This is a genomic window from Escherichia sp. MOD1-EC5990 (assembly GCF_002965285.1).
GTDB lineage: Bacteria > Pseudomonadota > Gammaproteobacteria > Enterobacterales > Enterobacteriaceae > Escherichia > Escherichia coli_F.
This window is the reverse complement of sequence record NZ_PTRV01000003.1, coordinates 263,340-289,787: the sequence shown is the minus strand read 5'-3', so window position 1 is coordinate 289,787 and position 26,448 is coordinate 263,340. Positions and strand designations below refer to the sequence as shown.

General features: G+C 51.6%; 27 protein-coding genes. 10 read left to right on the top strand and 17 right to left on the bottom strand.

Features of this window, described 5'->3' with window-relative positions; genetic code table 11:
* Nucleotides 1-7: 7 nt before the first annotated feature.
* Together pitB and gss are read right to left on the bottom strand one after the other, a co-directional pair.
* Nucleotides 8-1,507 (bottom strand): inorganic phosphate transporter PitB, encoded by a 1,500-nt coding sequence (pitB, locus tag BEB42_RS05460; RefSeq protein ID WP_000933296.1) that lies wholly within the window; start codon nucleotides 1,505-1,507, stop codon nucleotides 8-10.
* A gap of 291 nt (nucleotides 1,508-1,798) precedes the next feature.
* On the bottom strand, nucleotides 1,799-3,658 hold the full coding sequence (gene gss / locus BEB42_RS05450) for a bifunctional glutathionylspermidine amidase/synthase (protein WP_001352937.1): 1,860 nt from the start codon (nucleotides 3,656-3,658) through the stop codon (nucleotides 1,799-1,801).
* Nucleotides 3,659-3,862: 204 nt separating this feature from the next.
* Here gss and yghU point away from each other — a divergent pair, with 204 nt between their 5' ends.
* Entirely contained in the window at nucleotides 3,863-4,729 is an 867-nt protein-coding gene (yghU, locus tag BEB42_RS05445; protein ID WP_001352936.1) for a glutathione-dependent disulfide-bond oxidoreductase, read from the top strand.
* A gap of 122 nt (nucleotides 4,730-4,851) precedes the next feature.
* Here yghU and hybG read toward each other — a convergent pair whose 3' ends face one another.
* The 10 genes from hybG to yghX all read right to left on the bottom strand — a co-directional run bounded on the left by hybG (nucleotide 4,852) and on the right by yghX (nucleotide 12,879).
* Nucleotides 4,852-5,100, bottom strand: coding sequence for a hydrogenase maturation factor HybG (gene hybG / locus BEB42_RS05440; RefSeq protein ID WP_000334896.1), 249 nt, complete (start codon nucleotides 5,098-5,100; stop codon nucleotides 4,852-4,854).
* 12 nt (nucleotides 5,101-5,112) lie between these two features.
* Entirely contained in the window at nucleotides 5,113-5,454 is a 342-nt protein-coding gene (hypA, locus tag BEB42_RS05435; protein WP_000544953.1) for a hydrogenase maturation nickel metallochaperone HypA, read from the bottom strand.
* Complete coding sequence (gene hybE, locus BEB42_RS05430) at nucleotides 5,447-5,935, bottom strand: hydrogenase-2 assembly chaperone (protein WP_001001337.1); 489 nt, start codon at nucleotides 5,933-5,935, stop codon at nucleotides 5,447-5,449. The genes hypA and hybE overlap by 8 nt, the downstream gene beginning before the upstream one ends.
* Nucleotides 5,928-6,422: a HyaD/HybD family hydrogenase maturation endopeptidase gene (locus BEB42_RS05425; protein WP_001221942.1), complete on the bottom strand. Its 495-nt coding sequence runs from the start codon at nucleotides 6,420-6,422 to the stop codon at nucleotides 5,928-5,930. The genes hybE and BEB42_RS05425 overlap by 8 nt, the downstream gene beginning before the upstream one ends.
* On the bottom strand, nucleotides 6,422-8,125 hold the full coding sequence (hybC, locus tag BEB42_RS05420) for a hydrogenase 2 large subunit (RefSeq protein ID WP_000083074.1): 1,704 nt from the start codon (nucleotides 8,123-8,125) through the stop codon (nucleotides 6,422-6,424). The genes BEB42_RS05425 and hybC overlap by 1 nt, the downstream gene beginning before the upstream one ends.
* Nucleotides 8,122-9,300, bottom strand: coding sequence for a Ni/Fe-hydrogenase cytochrome b subunit (gene hybB, locus BEB42_RS05415; protein WP_000017703.1), 1,179 nt, complete (start codon nucleotides 9,298-9,300; stop codon nucleotides 8,122-8,124). Before hybB ends, hybC begins: the two co-directional genes overlap by 4 nt.
* Nucleotides 9,290-10,276, bottom strand: a complete 987-nt coding sequence (gene hybA / locus BEB42_RS05410) for a hydrogenase 2 operon protein HybA (protein ID WP_001081887.1) — start codon at nucleotides 10,274-10,276, stop codon at nucleotides 9,290-9,292. The genes hybB and hybA overlap by 11 nt, the downstream gene beginning before the upstream one ends.
* Nucleotides 10,277-10,278: 2 nt before the next feature.
* Entirely contained in the window at nucleotides 10,279-11,397 is a 1,119-nt protein-coding gene (gene hybO / locus BEB42_RS05405) for a hydrogenase 2 small subunit (RefSeq protein ID WP_000145410.1), read from the bottom strand.
* Between the two features lie 188 nt (nucleotides 11,398-11,585).
* Entirely contained in the window at nucleotides 11,586-11,873 is a 288-nt protein-coding gene (gene yghW, locus BEB42_RS05395) for a DUF2623 family protein YghW (protein ID WP_001059139.1), read from the bottom strand.
* Between the two features lie 118 nt (nucleotides 11,874-11,991).
* Nucleotides 11,992-12,879 carry a YghX family hydrolase gene (gene yghX, locus BEB42_RS05390; RefSeq protein ID WP_001360974.1) on the bottom strand — a complete coding sequence of 296 codons (888 nt, stop codon included), beginning with the start codon at nucleotides 12,877-12,879 and terminating at the stop codon, nucleotides 11,992-11,994.
* A gap of 156 nt (nucleotides 12,880-13,035) precedes the next feature.
* On the opposite strand from yghX, the gene gpr reads away from it, so the two are divergent.
* Nucleotides 13,036-14,076 (top strand): L-glyceraldehyde 3-phosphate reductase, encoded by a 1,041-nt coding sequence (gene gpr / locus BEB42_RS05385; protein WP_000262181.1) that lies wholly within the window; start codon nucleotides 13,036-13,038, stop codon nucleotides 14,074-14,076.
* Nucleotides 14,077-14,115: 39 nt separating this feature from the next.
* On the opposite strand, the gene BEB42_RS05380 is transcribed toward gpr, so the two are convergent.
* Entirely contained in the window at nucleotides 14,116-14,610 is a 495-nt protein-coding gene (locus BEB42_RS05380; protein WP_000439331.1) for a TIGR00645 family protein, read from the bottom strand.
* 190 nt (nucleotides 14,611-14,800) lie between these two features.
* On the opposite strand from BEB42_RS05380, the gene yghA reads away from it, so the two are divergent.
* Nucleotides 14,801-15,685 (top strand): NADP(+)-dependent aldehyde reductase, encoded by an 885-nt coding sequence (gene yghA, locus BEB42_RS05375; RefSeq protein WP_000018753.1) that lies wholly within the window; start codon nucleotides 14,801-14,803, stop codon nucleotides 15,683-15,685.
* A gap of 158 nt (nucleotides 15,686-15,843) precedes the next feature.
* Here the strand turns inward: yghA and exbD are convergent, their stop codons facing one another.
* Together exbD and exbB are read right to left on the bottom strand one after the other, a co-directional pair.
* Entirely contained in the window at nucleotides 15,844-16,269 is a 426-nt protein-coding gene (gene exbD / locus BEB42_RS05370; RefSeq protein WP_001240714.1) for a TonB system transport protein ExbD, read from the bottom strand.
* A 6-nt stretch (nucleotides 16,270-16,275) separates the two neighbouring features.
* Nucleotides 16,276-17,010: a tol-pal system-associated acyl-CoA thioesterase gene (exbB, locus tag BEB42_RS05365; protein ID WP_000527844.1), complete on the bottom strand. Its 735-nt coding sequence runs from the start codon at nucleotides 17,008-17,010 to the stop codon at nucleotides 16,276-16,278.
* 251 nt (nucleotides 17,011-17,261) lie between these two features.
* On the opposite strand from exbB, the gene metC reads away from it, so the two are divergent.
* Together metC and yghB are read left to right on the top strand one after the other, a co-directional pair.
* Nucleotides 17,262-18,449 (top strand): cystathionine beta-lyase, encoded by a 1,188-nt coding sequence (metC, locus tag BEB42_RS05355; RefSeq protein ID WP_001352935.1) that lies wholly within the window; start codon nucleotides 17,262-17,264, stop codon nucleotides 18,447-18,449.
* A gap of 138 nt (nucleotides 18,450-18,587) precedes the next feature.
* Nucleotides 18,588-19,247 (top strand): DedA family general envelope maintenance protein YghB, encoded by a 660-nt coding sequence (gene yghB / locus BEB42_RS05350; protein ID WP_000268419.1) that lies wholly within the window; start codon nucleotides 18,588-18,590, stop codon nucleotides 19,245-19,247.
* A 39-nt stretch (nucleotides 19,248-19,286) separates the two neighbouring features.
* Here the strand turns inward: yghB and yqhC are convergent, their stop codons facing one another.
* A complete protein-coding gene (gene yqhC, locus BEB42_RS05345) occupies nucleotides 19,287-20,186 on the bottom strand; it encodes a DNA-binding transcriptional regulator YqhC (protein WP_001332907.1) in 900 nt (299 codons plus the stop codon).
* 193 nt (nucleotides 20,187-20,379) lie between these two features.
* Between yqhC and yqhD the strand changes: the two genes are divergently transcribed.
* From yqhD to BEB42_RS05320, 5 genes are all read left to right on the top strand, one after another.
* On the top strand, nucleotides 20,380-21,543 hold the full coding sequence (yqhD, locus tag BEB42_RS05340) for an alcohol dehydrogenase (RefSeq protein WP_001058802.1): 1,164 nt from the start codon (nucleotides 20,380-20,382) through the stop codon (nucleotides 21,541-21,543).
* Nucleotides 21,544-21,647: 104 nt separating this feature from the next.
* A complete protein-coding gene (gene dkgA / locus BEB42_RS05335) occupies nucleotides 21,648-22,475 on the top strand; it encodes a 2,5-didehydrogluconate reductase DkgA (RefSeq protein WP_000013131.1) in 828 nt (275 codons plus the stop codon).
* 199 nt (nucleotides 22,476-22,674) lie between these two features.
* The gene (locus BEB42_RS05330; protein ID WP_105267204.1) at nucleotides 22,675-23,601 is read left to right on the top strand and encodes a YbjP/YqhG family protein; all 927 of its coding nucleotides are present in this window, start codon (nucleotides 22,675-22,677) and stop codon (nucleotides 23,599-23,601) included.
* A gap of 50 nt (nucleotides 23,602-23,651) precedes the next feature.
* Nucleotides 23,652-23,909, top strand: a complete 258-nt coding sequence (gene yqhH / locus BEB42_RS05325; RefSeq protein ID WP_000848528.1) for a lipoprotein YqhH — start codon at nucleotides 23,652-23,654, stop codon at nucleotides 23,907-23,909.
* A gap of 17 nt (nucleotides 23,910-23,926) precedes the next feature.
* Nucleotides 23,927-24,157 carry an LPP leucine zipper domain-containing protein gene (locus tag BEB42_RS05320; RefSeq protein ID WP_001037461.1) on the top strand — a complete coding sequence of 77 codons (231 nt, stop codon included), beginning with the start codon at nucleotides 23,927-23,929 and terminating at the stop codon, nucleotides 24,155-24,157.
* A gap of 38 nt (nucleotides 24,158-24,195) precedes the next feature.
* On the opposite strand, the gene BEB42_RS05315 is transcribed toward BEB42_RS05320, so the two are convergent.
* Nucleotides 24,196-26,415, bottom strand: coding sequence for a YgiQ family radical SAM protein (locus tag BEB42_RS05315; RefSeq protein ID WP_000095185.1), 2,220 nt, complete (start codon nucleotides 26,413-26,415; stop codon nucleotides 24,196-24,198).
* Nucleotides 26,416-26,448: the final 33 nt, after the last annotated feature.

Below are 26,448 nucleotides of genomic sequence, written 5' to 3'. Positions count from 1 at the left end.
AGGAAGGTTAAATCAACTGCAATGCTATCCAGTACAACCCACCAGACAGAAAAATCGCCGCCGGTAAAGTAAACACCCACGCCATCAGGATGCTGGTTACCGTTTTACGCTGTAACCCACCGCCGTCCACCACCATCGTCCCTGCTACCGCAGACGAGAGGACGTGCGTTGTGGAGACGGGCATCCCAATATAACTGGCAAGGCCGATAGACACTGCCGCCGTCATTTGTGCCGCCATGCCTTGCGCATACGTCATGCCGCGCTTACCAATCTTCTCACCGATGGTCATCGCTACACGACGCCAGCCAATCATGGTGCCAATGCCGAGCGCCAGTGCTACCGCCATGATGATCCACACCGGAGCGTACTCAATGGTGCTTAACATATCGCTGCGCAGTTTTTTCAGCAGGTTCTGATCTTCTTTACTGACGCCTGGCAGTTTCGCCAGCTTCGCAGAGGTATCAGAGATGCACAGCATAATGCGGCGCAGCTGGCTGCGCTGACTCACGCTTAACGGCTCGTAGCTTTCCATATTACCTGGCAACATCGTTTTAACGCGCGCAATCGCATCAAAGGTATTTGCCGGATGACAATGAAACTCCGTTACTTGCGTGCCATCAGTCGATGCCGCAGGCAATGGAGGTTCCATCGCAATCAACTTCTGCGGCAGTTCAGGATGCTGTTGCAGATAGTGTTCAAAGTTGGTGACGGCATCGCGGGTACGGGTAATTTCATAGCCGGACGCATTCATATTGACGACGAAACCAGCAGGAGCAATCCCCACCAGTACCAGCATCACCAGTCCGATCCCTTTCTGCCCGTCGTTCGCGCCGTGCGAAAACGCCACGCCCGCAGCGGAAACAATCAGCGCAATACGCGTCCAGAATGGTGGCTTACGTTTGCCTTTTTTCTTTTTGCGATCTTCCGGAATGCGGTGAATACGGTCACGCTTTTTCGTCCCGCTCCAGTAGCGGCGCAGCAGGAATATCAGGCCTCCCGCAATGACCAGGCCGACGATAGGGGAAACAATCAGCGAGGAGAAAATTTTGGTCACTTCACGCAGGTTTAACGCATCCATCACCGATGAGCCGGTTAACAGCGCGTTGGTTAAACCGATGCCGATAATCGCACCAATCAAGGTATGCGAACTGGAGGCCGGTAAACCAAAGAACCACGTTCCCAGGTTCCAGATAATCGCCGCCAGCAGCATGGAAAAGACCATCGCCAGGCCGTGAGTTGACCCCATATTCAGCAACAAATCGGTTGGCAACATATGGACAATGGCATAGGCAACGCTAAGTCCGCCTAGCAATACGCCAAAAAAGTTAAAAAATGCCGCCATCACCACGGCAAGCTGTGGCTGCATGGCACGAGTATAAATAACGGTTGCCACCGCATTCGCCGTGTCATGAAAACCATTGATTGCTTCGTAGAACAACACAAATGCCAGAGCAAGTAATAACAAAAGCCCTGTGTATATATCAAGGCCAACAAATAAATTTAGCATATATTAGATTACGCCATTTTGAATTTACGAACGGACGCATTATCAGTGACTTTCACGGCGTGGGCAAAGTGAAATATCATCTTTTAACGATAAAAAGAGTGTTATTTCTTGTGTATCAGACAATAAGCATTCATTCAAAATATTTAAAAATAATTAGAACACAGGTATTCTGCTGGTTAATATATTCACATATAAAATGAATAGACATTGAAATATATAAATATTGAATATTTTGATTAATCCCCGCACTGATTATTCTTCATAATCAGTACGGGGTTGCTACAACATCTATTACTCTTTCACGACAATTAACGGTTCAATATCACTCTCTTTTTTGATGACCAGTGATTCATCACCGCGCAAACACGTCCCACCGTAGTTGCCGCCAACGGTGAAAGTACATACCTGGATGTATTTACCGTCCACTTTCGGCAAACACCACAGTTGCTGATAGATGTTTTTCTGCTCGGCAAATTTACCGCTGGTTTTATCCAGCACCTCTTCATGATGGCTGACGAGGTCGATGTTACTGCCACAGCGACCGGCGATCGGTTTCACTGCGTAACCTGTTTTTACCAGTTCATCATTAACAGTGAAATCGGTATCCAGTAGGTAACGATGGTGCGGGAACAGCGACCAGAGGATCGGCAGAATCGCTTTGTTGCCGGGGATCACCGTCCACAGCGGCTCAAAGACCAGCACTTCCGGGCGCAGCAATACGTCAATTAAACGCACTTCATTTTGCGGATGACCGGTACGGATCGGCACCGCAGCAAACTCACGGTCGCTAACTTCACGAATCTGATCAAACGCGGTTTCCCACGCCCAGGTTTTCCACACGCAGTTAACCAGTCGCCCTTCCCCATCAATCAGTTGCCCGGCAGCATCCCAGCCCAGTTCATCCAACCCACGCAAGATACGCGTTTCAAAGCCCGCCTGGTGCAGCGCCTGCTCCATAAACTGCGCGTGATAGTTTTCCTCGATATCTTTGTCCTGCATGATATGGACAAACGGACGTGCACGACTGTGTTTCCAGGCACCAGCCAGTTCGTTAATCAGCCCTTCCGCAGGATTGAAGCCATTGCCTTTATAGCCCTGCTCCGCCCAACGTTCGAGGATCAAGCCCGCTTCGGTATGACAGGAGGCGGAATCGGCGTTGTATTCGTAGACCTTCAGGCCACGTTCGTCCATGCAGAAATCCATACGACCGGTGATCATATGGTGACGGCGACGCTGCCAGGAGAGACGCAAACGTGGCCAGAGGATTTTCGGAATGTCGAACAGTGCCAGCAGGTTGTCATCTTTTAGCACCTTGTCGGTTGCGTGAAGATACATCAGGTGCAGCTCGTTGGTGGCTTTAATCAGCTCCTGCTCTGCGCTCTCGGTAATGGTGTAGTAATGATACGGATCCTGATTGATCACCTGACCGTTGGCCTGCACGTAGGCATTTTGTAGCGGATCTTTTTCATCCAGCCATTTACCGTCAAACTGACCTTTGTTTTCCAGACGCGCTCCGCTGATTTTCAGCAGCTCGCCTGCAATTTCCGGCTGCGGTAAGCTGTAGTCGGTATCTTCCGTCTGGATCATCCAGCCCAGAATGGTGGTGTCATCAAACGTGTCTTTAAGGGTATAGCAGCCGTTTTCGACCACCATCTCCAGCTCGCGTGTCCACTGTTGCCCTTGCGGTAACGGGGAATGAATCACGTTCTGTTCCGCAATACGGACTTTGTTGCCATGCAATTGGGTAATGATGGCGACATGGCCAGTGTCTTTAAATTCACCGCCTTTATCCCAGATAAGAAGCGCACCCGCGACCGGCGCACGCGGCGAGCCGTTAGGAAATGCCTGCAATGGCAGGATGTTGTCATTAACCACTTCACGCAGGAAGCGCAGCGAGAAAATCTCCCACGCCATACCCACGTCAGTGAAGACCACACCGTAATTCAGAAAGAGAAAACGGCGAGCAAATTCAACGCATTGCCATTTGTGGCCCATATATTCGTCGTCGATATAGCTACGGAATACGGCGTCATCTTCGTATTCCTGCGGATCGAGAGAACTGTAATCTGAAGAGTAGATTGCTACCCCACCTGGGGCGTAGCCCAATAATGTCCCGAACGGGGCATCCTGGCTGGTCGTTCCTTTGCTCATCACTTTACCTTTAACAATACAACCTAAGCAGTTGGCGTAATTGTTGTGCTCTGATTACCTGCTCAGCGACATTAACCGGACAGAGGTCAGACTAATCATACACCTCATCGCAGCGGCTGGCGCAAAGGGTTAAAAAATTCACATTCTGTACAGCAAGTGACCTGCTACACTGCTTCAACACTACCACTCAGAAGGCAACTCACTATGACAGACAATACTTATCAGCCCGCGAAAGTCTGGACGTGGGATAAATCCGCTGGCGGCGCGTTCGCCAATATCAATCGCCCGGTTTCTGGTCCGACGCATGAAAAAACGCTGCCGGTGGGCAAACATCCGCTGCAACTCTATTCACTGGGTACGCCAAACGGTCAGAAAGTAACGATTATGCTTGAAGAGCTGCTGGCGCTGGGCGTTACTGGTGCAGAGTACGACGCCTGGCTGATTCGTATTGGCGATGGCGATCAATTCTCCAGCGGCTTTGTCGAAGTGAACCCAAACTCGAAGATCCCGGCGCTACGCGATCATACCCATACTCCGCCGATCCGCGTGTTTGAGTCTGGATCGATTCTGCTTTATCTGGCGGAGAAATTTGGCTACTTCCTGCCGCAGGATCTGGCGAAACGTACTGAAGCAATGAACTGGCTGTTCTGGTTACAAGGTGCCGCGCCGTTCCTCGGCGGTGGTTTTGGTCACTTTTACCATTACGCGCCGGTGAAAATTGAATACGCCATCAACCGGTTTACCATGGAAGCCAAGCGCCTGCTCGACGTGCTGGATAAGCAACTGGCGCAGCATAAGTTTGTTGCGGGCGATGAGTACACCATTGCGGATATGGCGATCTGGCCGTGGTTTGGCAACGTGGTGTTAGGTGGTGTGTATGATGCCGCAGAGTTTCTTGATGCGGGCAGTTATAAACACGTGCAACGCTGGGCGAAAGAAGTGGGCGAACGTCCGGCGGTGAAGCGTGGGCGTATTGTTAACCGCACCAACGGGCCGCTGAACGAGCAGTTGCACGAGCGCCATGACGCCAGTGATTTTGAGACGAATACGGAAGATAAGCGTCAGGGGTAAGGGTTGGTGTTCGTCGCAGCAAGCCATCCAGGCCGGATAAGGCGTTCACGCCGCATCCGGCAATCGTGCACAATGCCTGATGCGACGCTGTCGCGTCTTATCAGGCCTACGAAAGCTAATCATCACGCGCTGGTAATGTCGTAATCCATTTGGCGCAGCGCGTCTAATGTGGCTTTGGCTTCATCTTCGTCGATGATGCTCATGGCAAATCCGACGTGTACCAGTACCCACTGGCCCAGCAAATCGGCAGGGTTACCTTCACAAATCAGGGCGATATTCACGTCGCGCTTGATACCACATACTTCTACCTGCGCAAGCTGGTGAATATCTTCACCGACAGCCAGCACCTGGCCTGGAACGCCAATACACATTGTTAACTCCGGTTATTCAACTTCAATACTTTTGACGATCAGCGAATCGCCGGTATCGACACGCAACCGCTCGCCATGACAGAGCGGGCATTGCGCATCGTGCTGATGAATCTCCACTACCTGGCTGCAATCCCAGCACCAGGCCTGGGCGGGTTTATAGACGATATGTAAATCGCACCCTTGCGCCACCGTTCCGTGGCAGACAATTTCAAAACTAAAACGGACGGCGCTCTCCTCAACGCAGGAGAGCGCGCCAATTTCCAGCCACACGGCGGTGACGCGCTTAACATCATGCTGCTCCGCCTGCCGTTGGATAATTTCAACGGCGCTCTGGCAAAGCGACAACTCATGCATTTTCGCCACTCCTGCGGCCAAATAGCAGGGCACGACGCCCTGCGTGTGGTACATCCGGATTCGTGACTGGCAGCGAAAGGATCATTCGTGCGCAGTCATCCGTCAGGCGTTGGCCCTCTTCAATCGACATGCTGTGCGAAAGCGGCGACATCAGCGAGCAGGAGAGGTATTGCGAAACACCGTCCAGTTCACCAACAGTAAAGGTCATGGTGCCATACGGCAGTTGCAGACCGATTTTTTCACTCACTTTGCGCAGCGGCCAGAGTTGATCCGGGCCGGGGAAGATAACTGCACTCAGCATCCATGGGGTGATTACACACCCCGTCCACTGACCTTCGAACAACGTAAAGTCGGAAACGTACACCGGCATTGAAGGATGCAGAAAAGAGAGATCGTGCATCGAACGCCGGGCAATTTCTTCAAACGCTGCCTGTACTTGCGCCTTCGGGGAGGTCTGAAAACCTGCTATCTCTTCATTCATGAGTCGCCTCCCGTGGGATGGCTTCCACGCCTGATTCGCGCAGCGCAACCAGAACCTGCTCAAGCGCAGGTTCAATCATCGCTTCGACCGTCGGCGTCAAGCCGATGTGCGGCTCCAGCGATTCCGGGATCACGCCGACCAGGGTCAGCTTTTTCGGAAACTCGCCGGTGAAGCGCAGGGCCGACAATACGTCGGCCAGGCCAAGCTGATGCGGAGAGATTTTGTTGGTAAACAACGCCGGAACTTCTTCATCCCGCAGGATCATCATCGTTCCCGGCGCGTTCTTTTTCGACACAATGGCATCGGCGATAATCAGATGATCGCGATTTGCCATGTCGCCAAGCAGCTCCATTCCCGCCGTGCCGCCATCGAGGATCTCAACATAATCCGGCAGAATGTATCGTTGCTCTAACGCTTCGACAATCCGCACACCGATGGCTTCATCGGTCAGCAAAATATTGCCAACCCCTAAGACTAAAATACGCATTACAGGACCTTCACTGAAACCACTTCGTTGCCGTCGGCATCCACTACGTGTACCGCACAGGCCATGCACGGGTCGAAGGAGTGAATGGTACGCACCACTTCCAGCGGTTTATTCGGATCGGCAACCGGCGTACCCACCAGCGACTGCTCGTAAGGACCGACGTCATCATTGAAGTTACGCGGGCCAGAGTTCCAGGTTGATGGAACAACTGCCTGGTAGTTACTGATAATTCCGTCTTTGATCACCATCCAGTGAGAGAGCATACCGCGCGGTGCTTCAAGGAAGCCAACACCTTTGAACTCACCTGTAGCCGGAATGTTCGGTTTCACAAAGGTGGTGTGATCGCCTTTGCCGATATTGGTGATCAGTGCACTGTATTGGTTTTGCAGGATATCCTGCAATTCGCAGCAGTGAACGGTACGACCAATGATACGGCCCAGCGTGGAGTGCAGCTGCGCCACTTCCAGCGTGTTGCCAGTCAGTTTCTGATAAATCGCAACGATTTCATTCAGTTTGTTCTGGGTAGACTCGCGTCCTGCCGCCAGTTTCACCAGCATGTTAGCCAGCGGCCCCACTTCTACCGTTTTGCCGTAGAAAGTCGGTGATTTCACCCAGGAATATTTGCCGTCATCAGACCAACCATCATAAGCCGGAATAGTGGTGCCTTCCCACGGTGCCTGCGGCGCTTCGTCTTTATACCAGGAGTGCTTCGCGCTTTCCTGAATCCCTTTGATCAGATATTCATCGGAATGAGAAGTGATCGGACGGTAAGTCGACAGATCGGCATTCTGGATGTAGCCGCCCGGGAACAGGAAGCTACCGTTTTTGCTGTCGGTCGGAAATTCCGGCACGCTCAGATAGTTCACCGCACCTTTACCGCGCGTCAGCCATTCCGGGTAAAACGCGGCGATAACTGCGGTATCAACCTTGTAAACCTGCTCTACAAAGTCGCTCAGCTTGTCGATGAAAGACTTGATATACATAAGGCGCTCAAGGTTCAGCACGCCCAGACCGTCGAGGTTGATTGGGTTCGCGACACCGCCTACCGCCAGGTTCTGAATGTGCGGGGTTTTACCGCCCAGCAGCGCCACTACACGGTTAGCATCACGCTGGCACTCCAGCGCTTGCAGGTAGTGCGCTACCGCAATCAGGTTCACTTCTGGCGGCAGTTTCATCGCCGGGTGACCCCAGTAGCCATTGGCGAAAATACCCAACTGACCGCTGGCAACCAGATCTTTGATCTTGTTCTGAACTTTGGTGAACTCTTCCGGGCTGTTCAGATGCCAGGTCGAAACGCCTTTCAGCATTTCGGAGGCTTTGGTTGGATCAGCTTGCAGTGCAGAAGTGATGTCCACCCAGTCCAGCGCCGAAAGCTGATAGAAATGAACGATATGGTCATGCGTGGTGTGCGCAGCCAGAATGATGTTACGGATGTATTGCGCGTTAACCGGAACGTCGATATTCAGCGCGCTCTCTGCCGCACGAACGGAAGACAGCGCGTGAGTAGTCGTACATACGCCACAGATACGTTGCACAATCATCCATGCATCGCGCGGATCGCGGTTTTTCACGATCTCTTCCATGCCGCGCCACATGGTACCGGAAGCCCATGCTTTCGAAACGACGCCATTTTCGATTTCGCAATCGATGCGTAAATGCCCCTCAATACGGGTTACCGGATCAATAGTAATTCTCTGGCTCATGCTTTGCTCGCCTCATGACGATTATGATCGTTTTGTTTTAAAGGAGGAAGTATCGGCAGTAGACGAATGAGTACGATGTAGGCGCAAATCTCAATAGCCACAAAACCAATAGAAATCAACAGTTCTTCCCAGGTCGGGAAGTAGGCGTAACCGCCGCCCGGGTTGAATGCCACCAGCGAATAGGTCAGACGCCAGGTTGCACAACCTAACAGTGCGCTCAGTGCTGACAGGAACAGCATGCGGGAATCATTACGCAGCTTCGCCACACGCAGAACGACCAGCGGGAAGAGCATCAGCAGGACTTCAATCCAGAACATCACGGAGTAGAAGTCACCGGCAAACGCTAACGACAGCTTGTCGCGATAGATCAGCTCGCCAAAGCGCAACACGATGAAAATCGCCAGCAACACACTGATGGTGTTGGTCAGTTTGACGAACAGGCTCTTTTCATCCGGACCGTTGCCACGCAGACCCGCCTGCACCAGCGAACCTTCAAAGATGACAATCGAGAAGCCCATGATGAACGCCGTCAACAGCGAGAACAGCGGCAACATTTCATAGCTTTGCCACAGCGGATGCACCTTGTAGCCCGCCGAGATCATCAGCGACCCCATTGAAGACTGGTGCATGGTTGGCAGCAGCGCGCCGAGCGCGATGATGAAGAACATCACCTTGTTCAGACGCTGTAGCGATACTTTCCAGCCCAGACGTTCAAACAGTGCCGGAGCAAACTCGAGTGCCATCACGCCGATGTAGATAGTCATACAGACCGCCGTCTCGAACAGTACCGAGTTCACGTTGAAGTGACCCGGAATGTAGAAGTACGGCAGGTTCCAGTAGCGCCCCACGTCGATAGTGATCGACAAGCCACCCAGTGAGTAACCAAACAGACTTGCCAACAGTGCCGGACGCACCAGCGGATGGTATTGCCCACGATTAAAGACGTATACCGCCCACGCCAGCGCCCAGCCGCCACAGGCAAAGCCGGTGCCGATCAACAGGTCAAACGCGATCCACACGCCCCACGGGAAGCCGCCGTTCAGGTCAGAGACAGAGCCCAGACCGAACACCAGACGCTTCACAATCAGGAGCATACAGATGACGATTAACGGTCCAAAAATCATGACCGGTTTACTGATGATTTTGCCGCCCAGCGGTTGTGGATCATGACTCATGATCGTCTCCTCCGTCGTGATGGTCGTTTTTGGTGTTGCGACGAACCAGCACGGTTAAGCCCGCCAGCACAGCCAGTGGTAGCATCATGCCTTTATACAGGGTGTGTTGAACATGTTCGGAACGCGCACCAGTAGAAAGATCGTCCAGTTTCGGCAGGTCGAGATTTTCATAAGGCACACCCGTCAGTACCAGAACCTGAGTACCGCCGCCCTCTTTCTCGCCGTACAGATGCGGATAATATTTCGGCACCGTGTGCAGGTAAGTGTCGCCAGATTTCAGCGTCTGACGTGGATAGTGGTATTCGCTGCCAGGCTTCAGCGCCAGACGTTTTTTCGCCTCCGCCATCAGCTCTTCACGCGTACCAAAAATCACCGCGCCCGCCGGGCACACTTCTACGCAGCCAGGCAGACCGCCTTTATCGAGACGTTCCACACCTTTCTGGTTGCACAGCTCGCACTTATGCAGCGCACCAAACGGGTTGTTGTAGTCGTACTTCGGCACGTTGTATGGGCAGGCGACCATGCAGTAACGGCAGCCGGTGCACACATCTTTGTCGTAATGGACAATGCCGGTTTTCGGATCTTTTTTCAGCGCGGAGACCGGGCACACGGAGACACAGTTCGGATCGACGCAGTGCATACACTGTTTCTTAATGTACGCATAGCCGTTCTCTTCCTGGTCTTTGTTGACTCCCGTGCCGCTGGTCCACACCTGAATGATGTTATTGGTGTACGGCGACAGTTTGTCGTTGTTCGACCAGGTCTGTTCCCCTTGTGGGTTACGTTCAGGGAAGTTGATATCCTGACACTTAGTGACGCAAGCCTGGCAGCCTACGCACAGCGTCGAGTCATACAACATACTCAGCGATCCCGGAATTGGCGGGCGGTTTTCAGCAGCCGCATGACTGACCGACGGCAACGCGCCCGTCAGCAATGCCCCGCAGGAGGCTGCTTTAATAAAATTACGTCTGTTCACGGTTATTCTCCCCGTGAGTCAGCGTTATCTTTCTTTTGCTGACGACCCAGTTCACGCACCGCCATCACGCTGACACCGGCAACCAGCCCAACCACACCGCCGAGCAAACCGATAGCGCCCGCAGAGACGTTGCCGCCCTCTTTAGCGTTAACATCCGGTTTCTGCGAACGCGGAGTCTGGTTTTCGACGTTGGCAAGCTGATGGATGCCTTTATGGAAGCCGATACCTTCTTCGTTACAGCCATAGCACGGGTGACCAATCGCCACCGGCCACACGCCACCAACGTCGCAGAATTGCAGCGTTGAGCAGTTGCCGTAAGTTTCTGGCCCTTTACAGCCGAGGTGGTACAGGCACCAGCCTTCGCGGTGGCCTTCATCACCGAACTCTTTGGCAAAACGACCAGCATCGAAGTGCGGGCGGCGTTCGCAGTGTTCGTGAATCAGACGGCCATAGGCGAAAGTCGGACGGTTTTTGTCATCCAGTTTCGGCGGTTTGCCGTAAGTGATGATGTGCGCAACGGTCGCGAGGAAGTTGTGCGGGTTCGGTGGGCAGCCCGGAATGTTGATAACGGTTTTGCCCGGCAGAACTTCTTGCAGGCTGACAGCGCCAGTTGGGTTAACTCCAGCTGCGGCAACACCGCCCCACGCAGAGCAGGAACCGATAGCGATAATGGCTGCTGCGCCTTCCGCCGCTTTGCGGATGTGATCCACAATCGGCTCACCGGCAACCATGCAATAAATACCATTATCTTTTAATGGGATGGAACCATCCACCACTAACACATACTGCCCTTTGTACTTCTCGAGAGCGTTATGTTTGTTCTCTTCGACCTGATGACCGAAGGCGGCGGAAAGCACTTCGTGATACTCGAGAGAGATAGTCTCCAGCACGAGGTTTTCTACCGTTGGATGCGTTGCACGAAGCAGAGATTCCGTACAACCGGTGCACTCCTGCGCGCCAATCCAGATAACTGGCGGACGCTGCGGGTTAGTAACCGATTCGGCCATTTCTGCAGCGGCTTTGCTACTTAACCCCATGGTGGCGGCTAATGCTGCACAAAGCTTCATGAAATCACGACGGTTAATGCCGTGAGAATGGATGAGGGTGTTATCTCCAGTCATTTATAGTTATTCCGTTGCGAAGACCTGGCATATATTTTGCCTCAATCGCAAAATCAATAATGCGATCGATGCGCCATTTACCACACATTTATTATGGTTATCGATATCATGATACTGCGGCGGGGCACTAAAACGAAGGGAATAAGCATTAGTGTAATTAATTAAAGCAAGATAATACGTATGTTTGATCAATTTTCGAGGCGATAACCGGCCATAAAAAAGCGCAACGTAGAACAGGAATTATTCTCACGAAAGAAATCCATTACCATCTCTTTATCCAGTCCATAGCGGCGCGTCAGAATCCCCGCTTCCCAGGCGCTAAGCTGGCGATCTCCGGTCTTTTCGTACATCCGGTGTGAGTAGCCTAATACAAAACCGCGTTTATAATCGGCACAGTATTTTGTCACATTAACCGCACTGTCGGCATGCGTTGCTTTTAATCCCGCCATTAAGCCTTTACCAAAATGGTTATTCATCGTTCACCTCATTCGCTATATATTGTCATATATAGCGATATTTTAGGCAAAGAACGACTTTTGCGCACGCTATTTTTTCATGCTTGTTTAAGACGTAATCCCGTAAGAGATAAACCTATCAGGAGAGATATTTATCGAACCATTTCAGCGTCCTTTGCCAGGCAAGATCGGCGGCAGATTTGTCATAACGGGGCGTGGAATCATTATGGAATCCGTGATTAACCCCCGGATAGATATACGCCTCATAGACCTTATTATTGGCTTTCAACGCCGCCTCGTAAGCGGGCCAGCCCTCGTTGATTCGGGTATCCAGTTCCGCGTAGTGGAGCAGTAAAGGCGCTTCAATCTTCGCCACATCGGCAGTGGGTGCCTGACGACCATAAAACGGCACCGCGCAGGCCAGTTCCGGATACGCGACAGCCGCCGCGTTCGATACACCACCGCCATAGCAAAATCCGGTAATACCCACTTTGCCTGTCGCTTGCGGATAGCGTTGCATAAACTCAATTGCGGCAAAGAAATCATTCATCAGTTTGGTTGGATCAACCTGCTGTTGCAGCTCACGACCTTTATCATCATTACCCGGATAACCTCCAACGGAACTTAAGCCGTCAGGTGCCAGGGCGATATACCCCGCCTTCGCTACTCGCCGTGCCACATCTTCGATATACGGATTCAGTCCACGATTCTCATGCACCACCACCACGGCTGGCGTTTTGCCGCTCATCTTTGCGGGCTTCACCAGATAACCCCGTACCTCGCCGTGACCATTTGGCGAAGAATACGTGATGTACTCAGCAACAATTTCCGGGTCGGTAAACTCTACCTGAGTCGCCAGCGCATAATTTGGCTTGAGCAAATCAAACAACGCTAATGCCGTCATCCCGCCCACCGCATACTTCGCCGCAAGGTTGAGGAACTCACGTTTCGAAATTTTCCCGTGAGCGTAATAGTCGTAGTAATCCAGCAACTCTTGTGGGAAATCTTTAGCGGTCAGACGCGGCATCATTGTACTCCTCAATTGGTGTTTTTTTAAGCAAAGCATAAGCACGTGTTTTTGCCCAGTTTTTCGTCACACTGTGAGCGATGCTACGGGATCCCCCCTGGTAAATCGCTAAACTGGAAACATTGTTTCGAAATTGAATGGTGGAAAGGAGAGGTCATGGTCTGGTTAGCGAATCCCGAACGTTACGGGCAGATGCAATACCGCTATTGCGGAAAAAGCGGTTTACGCCTGCCCGCGTTATCGCTCGGTTTATGGCACAATTTCGGTCACGTTAACGCACTGGAATCACAGCGTGCGATCCTGCGCAAAGCGTTTGATTTGGGCATTACGCACTTTGATTTAGCCAACAATTACGGGCCGCCTCCAGGAAGCGCAGAAGAGAACTTTGGTCGCCTGCTGCGGGAGGATTTTGCCGCTTATCGCGATGAACTGATTATCTCTACCAAAGCTGGCTACGATATGTGGCCCGGCCCGTACGGCTCTGGCGGCTCACGTAAATACATGCTCGCCAGCCTCGACCAAAGCCTGAAGCGTATGGGGCTGGAGTATGTCGATATCTTTTACTCTCATCGCGTCGATGAAAATACGCCGATGGAAGAAACCGCCTCTGCGCTGGCTCATGCGGTACAAAGCGGTAAGGCGCTTTATGTCGGGATCTCCTCTTACTCGCCAGAGCGGACGCAAAAAATGGTCGAGTTGCTGCACGAATGGAAAATTCCGCTGTTAATTCATCAACCTTCATACAATTTACTGAACCGCTGGGTGGATAAAAGCGGCCTGCTGGATACCCTGCAACATAACGGCGTGGGCTGCATTGCCTTTACTCCTCTGGCTCAGGGATTGCTGACCGGAAAATATCTCAACGGTATTCCGCAAGATTCACGGATGCATCGTGAAGGGAATAAAGTTCGTGGCCTGACGCCGAAAATGCTCACCGAAGCCAACCTCAACAGCCTGCGGTTATTGAATGAAATGGCACAGCAGCGTGGACAATCAATGGCACAAATGGCGTTAAGCTGGTTGCTGAAAGATGAGCGAGTGACGTCGGTATTGATTGGTGCCAGCCGCGCGGAGCAACTTGAGGAGAACGTGCAGGCGCTGAATAATCTGACATTTAGCACCGAGGAGCTGGCGCAGATTGATCAGCATATCGCCGATGGCGAGCTGAATCTGTGGCAGGCGTCTTCCGATAAATGACCTGTTAATAACGGGCGCGAGAACCGCGCCCGAATCAGATCAGTGATTATGACGAGTCAGTCGGTCAAGATAGCCCATCACAAATGCAGAGAGCACAAACGTCAGATGGATAATGACGTACCACATCAGTTTGTTATCAGGGACATTTTTCGCATCCATAAAGACGCGCAGTAAGTGAATGGAAGAAATTGCCACAATCGACGCTGCTACTTTGTTTTTCAGCGACGTTGCGTCCATTTTCCCCAGCCAGTTCAGCTTCTCTTTGTTCTCGGAGATATCCAGCTGCGAGACGAAATTCTCATAACCGGAAAACATCACCATCACCAGCAAACCGCCAACCAGCGTCATATCCACCAGCGACAGCAACACGAGGATCAAATCTGATTCCGCCATCGAGAAGATATTCGGCAGTACGTGAATAATCTCCTGGAAGAACTTCAGCGCCAGAGCAACTAACGCCAGCGAAAGGCCAAAGTACACGGGGGCAAGCAGCCAGCGAGAAGCATACATTGCATTTTCAAGAAAACGTTCCATACATTCCTGTCGTGTAGTTAAAACGGGCAACAGTATATCGCAATTGAGTAAACAGCGCGCAACAGCAAATCAACATATCCGTTAAACCTTTATCGCATAAATCCGAGGTTTAGGGATCTTCCTGGTTCCCTTATCAACGCATCGAGAGCGTCTACCCTTAAAGGACGTTGAACCTGAAGGGAGAAAAACAATGTCTCATTTAAAAGACCCGACCACGCAGTATTACACTGGTGAATATCCCAAACAGAAACAACCGACGCCAGGCATCCAGGCGAAAATGACACCGGTGCCGGATTGCGGCGAGAAAACCTATGTTGGTAGCGGTCGCCTGAAAGATCGTAAAGCACTGGTGACAGGGGGCGATTCCGGAATCGGTCGCGCTGCCGCCATTGCTTACGCGCGTGAAGGCGCTGACGTGGCGATCAGTTATCTTCCTGTGGAAGAAGAAGACGCTCAGGATGTGAAAAAGATCATTGAAGAATGCGGACGCAAAGCCGTCCTGCTGCCTGGCGATTTAAGCGATGAGAAATTCGCCCGTTCGCTGGTTCACGAAGCGCATAAGGCGCTAGGCGGGCTGGATATTATGGCGCTGGTCGCCGGGAAACAGGTTGCCATTCCTGATATTGCAGACCTCGCCAGCGAACAGTTTCAAAAGACGTTTGCCATTAACGTTTTCGCACTGTTCTGGCTAACCCAGGAAGCGATCCCCCTGCTACCGAAAGGTGCCAGTATCATCACCACTTCGTCAATCCAGGCGTACCAGCCAAGCCCACATTTGCTGGACTATGCGGCTACGAAGGCGGCGATTCTGAACTACAGCCGTGGCCTGGCGAAGCAGGTCGCGGAGAAAGGTATTCGGGTGAATATTGTTGCACCAGGCCCGATCTGGACGGCACTGCAAATTTCCGGTGGACAGACGCAGGATAAGATCCCGCAGTTTGGTCAGCAAACACCAATGAAACGTGCAGGACAACCGGCGGAGCTGGCCCCAGTGTATGTTTATCTGGCAAGTCAGGAGTCGAGCTATGTCACCGCAGAAGTACACGGCGTGTGCGGCGGCGAACATTTAGGCTAAAAAAATGCCCGGTTGCGAAAAGCAACCGGGCATCATTATGCATTTAACTCTTGCCGGATGCGGTCTAAACGCCTTATCCGGCCTACATGTCATGCAAATTCAATATGTTGCGATAGATTTTGTAGGCCTGATAAGCGTAGCGCATCAGGCAATTGTCTTTACTTCGCTTTGGCAGTTTCTTCGCCAACCAGACCTATCTTTAGATAACCCGCCTGATGCAGCGTATCCATTACCTTCATCAACGTCTCGTAATCGACAGTTTTATCCGCACGGAAGAAGATAGTGGTATCTTTCTTACCTTCGGTTAACGCATTCAGCGCTGTAACCATTGTTTCATCGGTGACCGGATCGTTACCGATAAACATCGAGTTGTCCGCCTTCACCGACAGATAAACCGGTTTTTCCGGACGAGGCTGCGGCGTGCTGGTAGAAGCAGGCAAGTTCACCTTCACATCTACCGTCGCTAACGGCGCTGCCACCATAAAGATAATCAGCAGAACCAACATCACGTCGATAAATGGCGTCACGTTGATATCATGCATTTCGCCGTTATCGTCGAGGTTTTCGTTAAGATGCATTGCCATCGAACATTATCCTGCGCGTAATTTTTGGGCGACACGAACCGGATGCGCAGCGGCGCTGGCTTCCAGATCCAGGTCACGACTTTGCAGCAATAATACCTGCGCTGCGACATCACCCAGCATCGCTTTAAAGCCGCCAATCTGGCGTGCAAATACGTTATAGATAACGACCGCAGGAATCGCTGCCACGAGGCCGATTGCCGTTGCTAACAGAGCTTCTGCGATACCCGGCGCAACGACAGCCAGATTAGTGGTCTGCGTTTGCGCAATACCGATAAAGCTGTTCATGATGCCCCAGACCGTACCAAAGAGGCCCACAAACGGCGAAATCGCGCCGATGGTTGCAAGGTAGCCGTTACCGCGGCCCATTTGACGCCCCACGGCGGCGACCCGACGCTCCAGACGGAAGCTGGTACGTTCTTTAATACCTTCGTTATCGTCGCTGCCTTCTGACAGTTCCAGCTCATTCTGCGCTTCATTGAGCAAATGCAGGCTCAAGCTTTTGCTACCAAAATCAGCAGCGATATCGTTGGCCTGGTTTAAGGAACGCGCTTCAGCCAGCAGTTGCTGCTCGCGCTTAAGACGACGCTTCTGATTAAAGAACTCAACGCTCTTACTGAAGAAGATTGCCCAAGTGACTACGGAGGCCAAAATAAGCCCAATCATCACGCACTTAACGACAATATCGGCGTGCTGATACATACCCCAGACGGAAAGGTCCGTCTGCATTAAATTATTACCCACTGTGTATCTCCAGGACGCAAGTCACAAAATCTGCGCATAATAATATCAAAACGACGTCGAATTGATAGTCGTTCTCATTACTATTTGCATACTGCCGTACCTTTGCTTTCTTTTCCTTGCGTTTACGCAGTAAAAAAGTCACCAGCACGCCATTTGCAAAAATTTTCTGCTTTATGCCAATTCTTCAGGATGCGCCCGCGAATATTCATGCTAGTTTAGACATCCAGACGTATAAAAACAGGAATCCGGACATGGCGGAAAACAAGCTTGATACTCAACTGGTCAACGCAGGACGCAGCAAAAAATACACTCTCGGCGCGGTAAATAGCGTGATTCAGCGCGCGTCTTCGCTGGTCTTTGACAGTGTGGAAGCCAAAAAACACGCGACACGCAATCGCGCCAATGGCGAGTTGTTTTATGGACGGCGTGGAACGTTAACCCATTTCTCCTTACAAGAAGCGATGTGCGAACTGGAAGGTGGCGCAGGCTGCGTGCTGTTCCCCTGCGGAGCAGCAGCGGTTGCTAATTCCATTCTTGCTTTTGTCAAACAGGGCGATCATGTGTTGATGACCAACACCGCCTATGAACCGAGTCAGGATTTCTGTAGCAAAATCCTCAGCAAACTGGGCGTAACGACATCGTGGTTTGATCCGCTGATTGGCGCGAATATTGTTAAACATCTACAGCCAAACACTAAAATTGTATTTCTGGAATCGCCGGGCTCCATCACCATGGAAGTCCACGACGTTCCGGCGATTGTTGCCGCCGTGCGCAGTGTAGTGCCAGATGCCATCATTATGATCGATAACACCTGGGCGGCCGGCGTGCTGTTTAAGGCGCTGGATTTTGGCATTGATGTTTCCATTCAGGCCGCTACTAAATATCTGGTTGGGCATTCAGATGCGATGATTGGTACTGCCGTATGCAATGCCCGTTGCTGGGAGCAGCTACGGGAGAATGCCTATCTGATGGGGCAGATGGTCGATGCCGATACCGCCTATATAACCAGTCGTGGCCTGCGCACTTTGGGTGTTCGCCTGCGTCAACATCACGAAAGTAGCCTGAAAGTAGCTGAATGGCTGGCGGAACATCCGCAAGTAGCGCGAGTTAACCACCCTGCTCTGCCTGGCAGTAAAGGTCACGAATTCTGGCAACGAGACTTTACAGGTAGCAGCGGGCTATTTTCCTTTGTGCTTAAGAAAAAACTCAATGATGAAGAGCTGGCGAACTATCTGGATAACTACAGTTTATTCAGCATGGCCTACTCGTGGGGCGGGTATGAATCGTTGATCCTGGCAAATCAACCAGAACATATCGCCGCCATTCGCCCGCAAGGCGAGATCGATTTTAGCGGGACCTTGATTCGCCTGCATATTGGTCTGGAAGATGTCGATGATTTGATTGCCGATCTGGACGCCGGTTTTGCGCGAATTGTGTAATGTTGCCAGTTTGGACAAATTTGCAGACATTTAATTGTGAAAAGTCTTAAATTGTTGCGTCCGGGATCAAGGCGTCCCGGGTGATTCAGGAGTACAATAGGCAGATAAAGGCTTAAACGCTGTTCCACAGGAAAGTCCATGGCTGTTATTCAAGATATCATCGCTGCGCTCTGGCAACACGACTTTGCCGCGCTGGCGGATCCTCATATTGTTAGCGTTGTTTACTTTGTCATGTTTGCCACGCTGTTTTTAGAAAACGGCCTGCTGCCCGCCTCATTTTTGCCAGGCGACAGCTTGTTGATACTGGCAGGCGCATTGATTGCCCAGGGGGTTATGGATTTTCTGCCAACGATTGCGATCCTGACCGCCGCAGCAAGTTTGGGCTGCTGGTTAAGTTATATTCAGGGGCGCTGGTTAGGGAATACTAAAACGGTGAAAGGCTGGCTGGCACAGCTTCCTGCCAAATATCACCAGCGTGCTACCTGTATGTTTGACCGTCACGGTCTGCTGGCGCTGCTGGCTGGACGTTTTCTCGCATTTGTCCGTACGCTGTTGCCAACCATGGCGGGTATTTCCGGTCTGCCAAACCGCCGCTTCCAGTTTTTCAACTGGCTAAGCGGATTGCTGTGGGTCAGCGTAGTAACCAGTTTCGGCTATGCCTTAAGCATGATTCCGTTCGTTAAACGGCATGAAGATCAGGTAATGACATTCCTGATGATCCTGCCGATTGCCTTGTTAACTGCAGGCTTGTTAGGCACGCTGTTTGTGGTGATTAAAAAGAAATACTGTAACGCCTGACAATTTCCCCCGTTCCCGGTTGCGGTACCGGGAACGCATTTAACTCCCCTGCATCGCCCGCATTCTTGCCGCATCCTCCCCCGGTGTCACACCAAAGTAACGTTTAAACTCACGGCTAAATTGCGACGCGCTTTCGTAGCCGACGCGCATCGCTGCTGCACTGGCCTTCATGCCGTCGTGGATAATCATCATCCGCGCCTTATGCAGACGGTAATTCTTCAAATACTGCAACGGCGAGGTGCTAGTGACAGACTTAAAATTATGGTGGAACGCCGATACGCTCATGTTGGCTTCTGCCGCCAGTTGCTCGACGCTCAGGTTTTCGGTGTATTTATTCTCAATTCGTTTCAGCACACGACTAATCAGGCTGAAGTGAGTCTGACGGCTGACCAGCGCCAGTAACGCGCCACCGCAAGGTCCGGTCAGCACGTAGTACAGAATTTCGCGGATGATCTGTTTGCCGAGAATACGCGCATCCAGCGGTCGCTCCATCACATCGAGTAACCGCTCCGCCGCACATAAAATCTCTTCTGATAACGTGGCAGAGTTAATCCCGCTGGCTGCCATCGACGGCCGAAAATGCTCATCTTCGCCAATGTCCATCAACAGCTCTTGTAACTGCAAAACATCGACATTGAGACGCAACCCTGCCAGCGGTACCTCTGACGTGGCATAAGTTTCGCACTCAAACGGCAACGGCACCGTCAGCAGCAGATATTCATTTGCATCATAACGAAACACGCGTTCATTGATATAACCGATTTTATGCCCAGAAAAGAGAATTATGATGCCAGGCTCGTACATCACCGGCGTACGTGCGAAAGGCGTCTCGCCATACAACAAACGCACATCGGGCAATAGCTCTGATAAACTATTTTCTTTATTTTTCAGTTTATTAACTTTACCCGCCAGCAAGCGGCAAATCTCTTCACGTTTCATATCGCGTAATTTCTTAGGAATAATGCGGCAATTTGATTGTGCGCAATTTTGTCGCATTTCTCCAGCACTCTGGAGAAATAGGCAAGACATTGGCAGAAATGAGCATTGAGAGGTACGGCGCTGGCGACCACAATGAAAAACATCAGGCAGACCGATCTCTGCCCTCATATTGACCCAGCAAAGGGAGCAAGTAATGAACAACTTTAATCTGCACACCCCAACCCGCATTCTTTTTGGTAAAGGCGCAATCGCTGGTTTACGCGAACAAATTCCTCACGATGCTCGCGTATTGATTACCTACGGCGGCGGCAGCGTGAAAAAAACCGGCGTTCTCGATCAAGTTCTGGATGCCCTGAAAGGCATGGACGTGCTGGAATTTGGCGGTATTGAGCCAAACCCGGCTTATGAAACGCTGATGAACGCCGTGAAACTGGTTCGCGAACAGAAAGTAACCTTCCTGCTGGCGGTTGGCGGCGGTTCTGTACTGGACGGCACCAAATTTATCGCTGCGGCGGCTAACTATCCAGAAAATATCGATCCGTGGCACATTCTGCAAACGGGCGGTAAAGAGATTAAAAGCGCTATCCCGATGGGCTGTGTGCTGACGCTGCCAGCGACCGGTTCAGAATCCAACGCAGGTGCGGTCATCTCCCGTAAAACTACAGGCGACAAGCAGGCGTTCCATTCTGCCCATGTTCAGCCGGTATTTGCCGTGCTCGATCCGGTTTATACCTACACTCTGCCGCCGCGTCAGGTGGCTAACGGTGTAGTGGATGCCTTTGTGCACACCGTGGAACAGTATGTTACCAAACCGGTTGATGCCAAAATTCAGGACCGTTTCGCAGAAGGCATTTTGCTGACGCTGATCGAAGATGGTCCGAAAGCCCTGAAAGAGCCAGAAAACTACGATGTACGCGCCAACGTTATGTGGGCGGCGACTCAGGCGCTGAACGGTTTAATTGGCGCAGGTGTACCCCAGGATTGGGCAACGCATATGCTGGGCCACGAACTGACTGCGATGCACGGTCTGGATCACGCGCAAACGCTGGCTATCGTCCTGCCTGCACTGTGGAATGAGAAACGCGACACTAAACGCGCTAAACTGCTGCAATATGCTGAACGCGTCTGGAACATCACAGAAGGTTCTGACGATGAGCGTATTGACGCCGCGATTGCCGCAACCCGCAATTTCTTTGAGCAATTAGGCGTGCCGACCCACCTCTCCGACTACGGTCTGGACGGCAGCTCCATCCCGGCTTTGTTGAAAAAACTGGAAGAGCACGGTATGACCCAACTGGGCGAAAATCATGACATTACGCTGGATGTCAGCCGCCGCATATACGAAGCCGCCCGCTAAGCTTTTTACGCCTCAAACTTTCGTTTTCGGGCATTTCGTCCAGACTTAAGTTCACAACACCTCACCGGAGCCTGCTCCGGTGAGTTCATATAAAGGAGGAACGTATGGCTAATCCAACCGTTATTAAGCTACAGGATGGCAATGTCATGCCCCAGTTGGGACTGGGCGTCTGGCAAGCAAGTAATGAGGAAGTAATCACTGCCATTCAAAAAGCGTTAGACGTGGGTTATCGCTCGATTGATACCGCCGCGGCCTATAAGAACGAAGAAGGTGTCGGCAAAGCCCTGAAAAATGCCTCAGTTAACAGAGAAGAACTGTTCATCACCACTAAACTTTGGAACGACGACCACAAGCGCCCCCGCGAAGCCCTGCTCGACAGCCTGAAAAAACTCCAGCTTGATTATGTCGACCTTTACTTAATGCACTGGCCCGTTCCTGCTATCGACCATTATGTCGAAGCATGGAAGGGCATGATCGAATTGCAAAAAGAGGGCTTAATCAAAAGCATCGGCGTGTGCAACTTCCAGATCCACCACCTGCAACGCCTGATTGATGAAACTGGCGTGACGCCGGTGATAAACCAGATTGAACTCCACCCGCTGATGCAGCAACGCCAGCTTCACGCCTGGAACGCGACACACAAAATCCAGACCGAATCCTGGAGCCCATTAGCGCAAGGTGGGAAAGGCGTTTTCGATCAGAAAGTCATTCGCGATCTGGCAGATAAATACGGCAAAACCCCGGCGCAGATTGTTATCCGCTGGCATCTGGATAACGGCCTGGTGGTGATCCCGAAATCGGTCACACCTTCACGTATTGCCGAAAACTTTGATGTCTGGGATTTCCGTCTCGACAAAGACGAGCTAGGTGAAATTGCCAAACTCGACCAGGGCAAACGCCTCGGCCCCGATCCCGACCAGTTCGGCGGCTAACGCGCAAATTCTTCCGGTGGCGGTAATGTTCCGCTACCGGACTTTTCAGAAATCATTTATTCCCCTCGCGTCACGCCCATTGTTACTCTTCCTTGTTCAGGAACGCCAAATATAAGGGCATCATCATGCAGAGCCGGAAGCTCTTAAAGGAACAATTCATCTACACCCGGGATGAACGCAACGGAGAGGTGAAAAACAGATGAAAATAATACTTCTGTTTTTAGCAGCCCTGGCAAGTTTTACCGTACACGCACAGCCTCCCTCACAGACCGTAGAACAAACAGTCCGGCAGATTTATCAGAACTATAAATCAGATGCCAGTACGCCTTATTTTGGTGAAACCGGAGAGCGAGCGATAACTTCTGCGCGTATTCAACAGGCGCTTACCCTGAACGACAATCTTACGCTGCCGGGCAATATTGGCTGGCTGGATTATGATCCGGTTTGTGATTGTCAGGATTTTGGCGATCTGGTGTTAGAAAGCGTAGCGATAACCCAACCTGACGCCGATCATGCCGATGCCGTTGTGCGCTTTCGTATCTTTAAAGACGATAAAGAAAAGACCACGCAGACACTGAAAATGGTGGCGGAAAATGGTCGTTGGGTCATTGACGATATTGTCAGCAATCATGGCAGCGTCTTACAAGCAGTTAATAGCGAGAATGAAAAAACGCTGGCCGCTATAGCTTCGTTGCAAAAAGAACAGCCGGAAGCCTTTGTTGCCGAACTCTTTGAACATATTGCTGATTATAGCTGGCCGTGGACGTGGGTGGTTTCCGACTCTTACCGCCAGGCGGTCAATGCCTTCTATAAAACCACCTTCAAGACTGCCAACAATCCCGATGAGGATATGCAAATAGAACGGCAATTTATTTACGACAATCCGATCTGTTTTGGCGAAGAGTCGCTATTTTCACGCGTTGATGAAATTCGAGTCCTGGAGAAAACCGCCGATTCCGCCCGCATTCATGTTCGTTTTACGCTGACCAATGGCAACAACGAAGAGCAAGAATTGATTTTACAGCGGCGCGAAGGTAAGTGGGAAATCGCTGATTTTATCCGTCTAAACAGCGGCAGCCTACTTAAACAGATTGAGGTGAAAACCGCCGCCAGATTAAAGCAATGAGCTGAATAAAATAACAATTAGTCGGAACAATAAATAAAAGGGAATACTATATGAAAACGATTTTCACCGTGGGGGCTGTTGTTCTGGCAACCTGCTTGCTCAGCGGCTGCGTCAATGAGCAAAAGGTCAATCAGCTGGCGAGCAACGTACAGACGTTAAATGCCAAAATTGCCCGACTTGAGCAGGATATGAAAGCATTACGCCCGCAAATCTATGCGGCAAAATCCGAAGCTAACAGAGCCAATACGCGCCTTGACGCCCAGGACTATTTCGATTGCCTGCGCTGCTTACGTATGTATGCGGAATGACGGTTCTGGAATTCATAATGAACAAACTTATCTTATCCATTCCGCTGGCGCTGTGTCTTGCTGGCTGTACCAGCAATGCCAAAATTGAACACCTGGAACATGATATTCAGGCATTGAATAACAAAATTAATCAACTGCAACAGGATATTGACGCCCTGCGTCCGGAAATTCAGCAAGTTAAAGACGAAACAGCAAGAGCGCATTACCGCTTAGACGTTCGTAACAGTCCTTATAAACCAAGGTTATAAATTTCCCGGCAGCATCATTGCTGCCGGGCACATTTCACTTAACGACCTGCCACCGCTTTAGGGCGTTTCTTCGCGCCAGCATTCACCGGGCGAGATGGCGTAGACGACGCTTTTTTTGCCGTAGCAGGTGTCTGACGCTGGGTCGCCATCGGCGTATGTTTAGTCAACGCCGGACGGGTATTGCGGTTCTGACGGCGGGCTTCGCGCATCTCTTCAATGGTTGGCGCAGGCACTAAGCAATCACGACGGCTGCCAATCAGATGCTTTTTACCCATCGCTTCCAGCGCCTGACGGATTAACGGCCAGTTTGCCGGATCGTGGTAACGCAACAACGCTTTATGCAAACGACGCTGTTTGTCGCCCTTCGGTACGAAGACGTCTTCACTCTTGTAACCAATCTTCGCCAGCGGGTTTTTCCCGGTGTAATACATGGTGGTGGAGTTAGCCAACGGCGACGGGTAGAAGTTCTGTACCTGGTCGAGACGGAAGCGATGCTTTTTCAGCCACAGCGCCAGATTCACCATATCTTCATCACGCGTACCGGGGTGTGCGGAGATGAAATACGGGATCAGATATTGCTCTTTACCTGCCTGTTTCGAGTAAGTATCGAACAGCTCTTTAAAGCGGTCATAGCTGCCCATGCCCGGCTTCATCATCTTCGATAACGGCCCTTCTTCGGTATGTTCCGGGGCAATCTTCAGATAACCGCCAACGTGATGGGTCGCCAGCTCTTTGATATAGCGCGGATCTTCCACGGCGATGTCATAACGCACGCCGGAAGCGATGAGGATCTTTTTAATGCCTTTCAGATCACGCGCGCGGCGATAGAGGTTGATCGTCGGTTCGTGGTTAGTGTCCATATGAGGACAAATATCCGGGTAAACGCACGATAAACGGCGGCAAGTCTGCTCGGCGCGCGGCGATTTGCAGCGCAACATATACATGTTGGCAGTTGGCCCACCGAGATCGGAAATCACGCCCGTAAAGCCTGGCACGGTGTCGCGGATCGCTTCAATCTCGTTGATGATCGAATCTTCCGAACGGCTCTGAATAATGCGACCTTCATGCTCGGTAATAGAGCAGAAAGAGCAGCCGCCAAAGCAGCCGCGCATAATGTTGACCGAGAAACGGATCATTTCGTAAGCCGGAATTCGGGCATTACCGTAAGCCGGATGCGGCACGCGCTTGTACGGCAGCGCAAAGACGCTGTCCATCTCTTCGGTAGAAAGCGGGATGGCAGGCGGGTTGATCCATACATAGCGGTCGCCATGTTTTTGCATCAGCGCACGCGCGCAGCCTGGGTTGGTTTCATGGTGCAGAATACGCGAAGCATGAGCGTACAGCACTTTATCGCCCTTCACTTTCTCGAAAGAAGGCAGCAATACGTAAGTTTTTTCCCACGGTTTCGGGCGCGGTGGCTGCACGGTTACGGCTTTCGCTTCCTGCTTTTTCGGGGCCACCGGTTTGTTATCCGCGCACGGCAAATCTTCACCATACGGATGCGGGATCGGGTCGATTTTCCCAGGAGTATCAAGACGGGTGGAATCCACACCGCTCCAGCCTGGCAACGCCTCTTTTACGATAATCGCGGTATTACGCACATCGCGGATTTCACTAATCGGCTCACCCATCGCCAGACGATGCGCCACTTCCACCAGCGGACGCTCACCGTTACCGAACATCAGCATGTCGGCTTTGGAATCCACCAGCACGGAACGGCGCACGGTATCAGACCAGTAATCATAATGCGCGGTACGACGCAAACTAGCCTCAATACCGCCGAGGATCACCGGCACATCTTTCCACGCCTCTTTACAGCGTTGGGTATAAACCAGGGTGGCGCGATCCGGGCGCTTACCCGCGACGTTATCCGGTGTGTAGGCATCGTCATGACGTAAACGGCGATCGGCGGTATAGCGGTTGATCATCGAGTCCATGTTGCCAGCAGTAACACCGAAAAACAGATTCGGTTTACCCAGACGCATGAAATCGTCTTTGCTGCTCCAGTCTGGCTGGGCGATGATCCCGACGCGAAAGCCCTGCGCTTCAAGCATACGACCGCAAATCGCCATCCCGAAGCTTGGGTGATCGACATACGCGTCGCCAGTAACCAAAATGATGTCGCAGCTATCCCAGCCAAGTTGATCCATCTCTTCACGAGACATCGGCAAAAACGGTGCCGGTCCAAAACAGGCGGCCCAGTACTGCGGCCAGGAGAACAGGTCGCGATCCGGTTGGATCAGGGAGATAGAGCTCATTTTGCTTCCAGAAATGATAAAAAAATAATCAAA

Bases quoted from the DNA above. Each gene is read 5' to 3' on its own strand.
- pitB (WP_000933296.1), bottom strand. From the start codon at position 1,507: ATGCTAAATTTATTTGTTGGCCTTGATATATACACAGGGCTTTTGTTA.
- gss (WP_001352937.1), bottom strand. From the start codon at position 3,658: ATGAGCAAAGGAACGACCAGCCAGGATGCCCCGTTCGGGACATTATTG.
- yghU (WP_001352936.1), top strand. From the start codon at position 3,863: ATGACAGACAATACTTATCAGCCCGCGAAAGTCTGGACGTGGGATAAA.
- hybG (WP_000334896.1), bottom strand. From the start codon at position 5,100: ATGTGTATTGGCGTTCCAGGCCAGGTGCTGGCTGTCGGTGAAGATATT.
- hypA (WP_000544953.1), bottom strand. From the start codon at position 5,454: ATGCATGAGTTGTCGCTTTGCCAGAGCGCCGTTGAAATTATCCAACGG.
- hybE (WP_001001337.1), bottom strand. From the start codon at position 5,935: ATGAATGAAGAGATAGCAGGTTTTCAGACCTCCCCGAAGGCGCAAGTA.
- BEB42_RS05425 (WP_001221942.1), bottom strand. From the start codon at position 6,422: ATGCGTATTTTAGTCTTAGGGGTTGGCAATATTTTGCTGACCGATGAA.
- hybC (WP_000083074.1), bottom strand. From the start codon at position 8,125: ATGAGCCAGAGAATTACTATTGATCCGGTAACCCGTATTGAGGGGCAT.
- hybB (WP_000017703.1), bottom strand. From the start codon at position 9,300: ATGAGTCATGATCCACAACCGCTGGGCGGCAAAATCATCAGTAAACCG.
- hybO (WP_000145410.1), bottom strand. From the start codon at position 11,397: ATGACTGGAGATAACACCCTCATCCATTCTCACGGCATTAACCGTCGT.
- yghW (WP_001059139.1), bottom strand. From the start codon at position 11,873: ATGAATAACCATTTTGGTAAAGGCTTAATGGCGGGATTAAAAGCAACG.
- yghX (WP_001360974.1), bottom strand. From the start codon at position 12,879: ATGCCGCGTCTGACCGCTAAAGATTTCCCACAAGAGTTGCTGGATTAC.
- gpr (WP_000262181.1), top strand. From the start codon at position 13,036: ATGGTCTGGTTAGCGAATCCCGAACGTTACGGGCAGATGCAATACCGC.
- BEB42_RS05380 (WP_000439331.1), bottom strand. From the start codon at position 14,610: ATGGAACGTTTTCTTGAAAATGCAATGTATGCTTCTCGCTGGCTGCTT.
- yghA (WP_000018753.1), top strand. From the start codon at position 14,801: ATGTCTCATTTAAAAGACCCGACCACGCAGTATTACACTGGTGAATAT.
- exbD (WP_001240714.1), bottom strand. From the start codon at position 16,269: ATGGCAATGCATCTTAACGAAAACCTCGACGATAACGGCGAAATGCAT.
- metC (WP_001352935.1), top strand. From the start codon at position 17,262: ATGGCGGAAAACAAGCTTGATACTCAACTGGTCAACGCAGGACGCAGC.
- yghB (WP_000268419.1), top strand. From the start codon at position 18,588: ATGGCTGTTATTCAAGATATCATCGCTGCGCTCTGGCAACACGACTTT.
- yqhC (WP_001332907.1), bottom strand. From the start codon at position 20,186: ATGAAACGTGAAGAGATTTGCCGCTTGCTGGCGGGTAAAGTTAATAAA.
- yqhD (WP_001058802.1), top strand. From the start codon at position 20,380: ATGAACAACTTTAATCTGCACACCCCAACCCGCATTCTTTTTGGTAAA.
- dkgA (WP_000013131.1), top strand. From the start codon at position 21,648: ATGGCTAATCCAACCGTTATTAAGCTACAGGATGGCAATGTCATGCCC.
- BEB42_RS05330 (WP_105267204.1), top strand. From the start codon at position 22,675: ATGAAAATAATACTTCTGTTTTTAGCAGCCCTGGCAAGTTTTACCGTA.
- yqhH (WP_000848528.1), top strand. From the start codon at position 23,652: ATGAAAACGATTTTCACCGTGGGGGCTGTTGTTCTGGCAACCTGCTTG.
- BEB42_RS05320 (WP_001037461.1), top strand. From the start codon at position 23,927: ATGAACAAACTTATCTTATCCATTCCGCTGGCGCTGTGTCTTGCTGGC.
- BEB42_RS05315 (WP_000095185.1), bottom strand. From the start codon at position 26,415: ATGAGCTCTATCTCCCTGATCCAACCGGATCGCGACCTGTTCTCCTGG.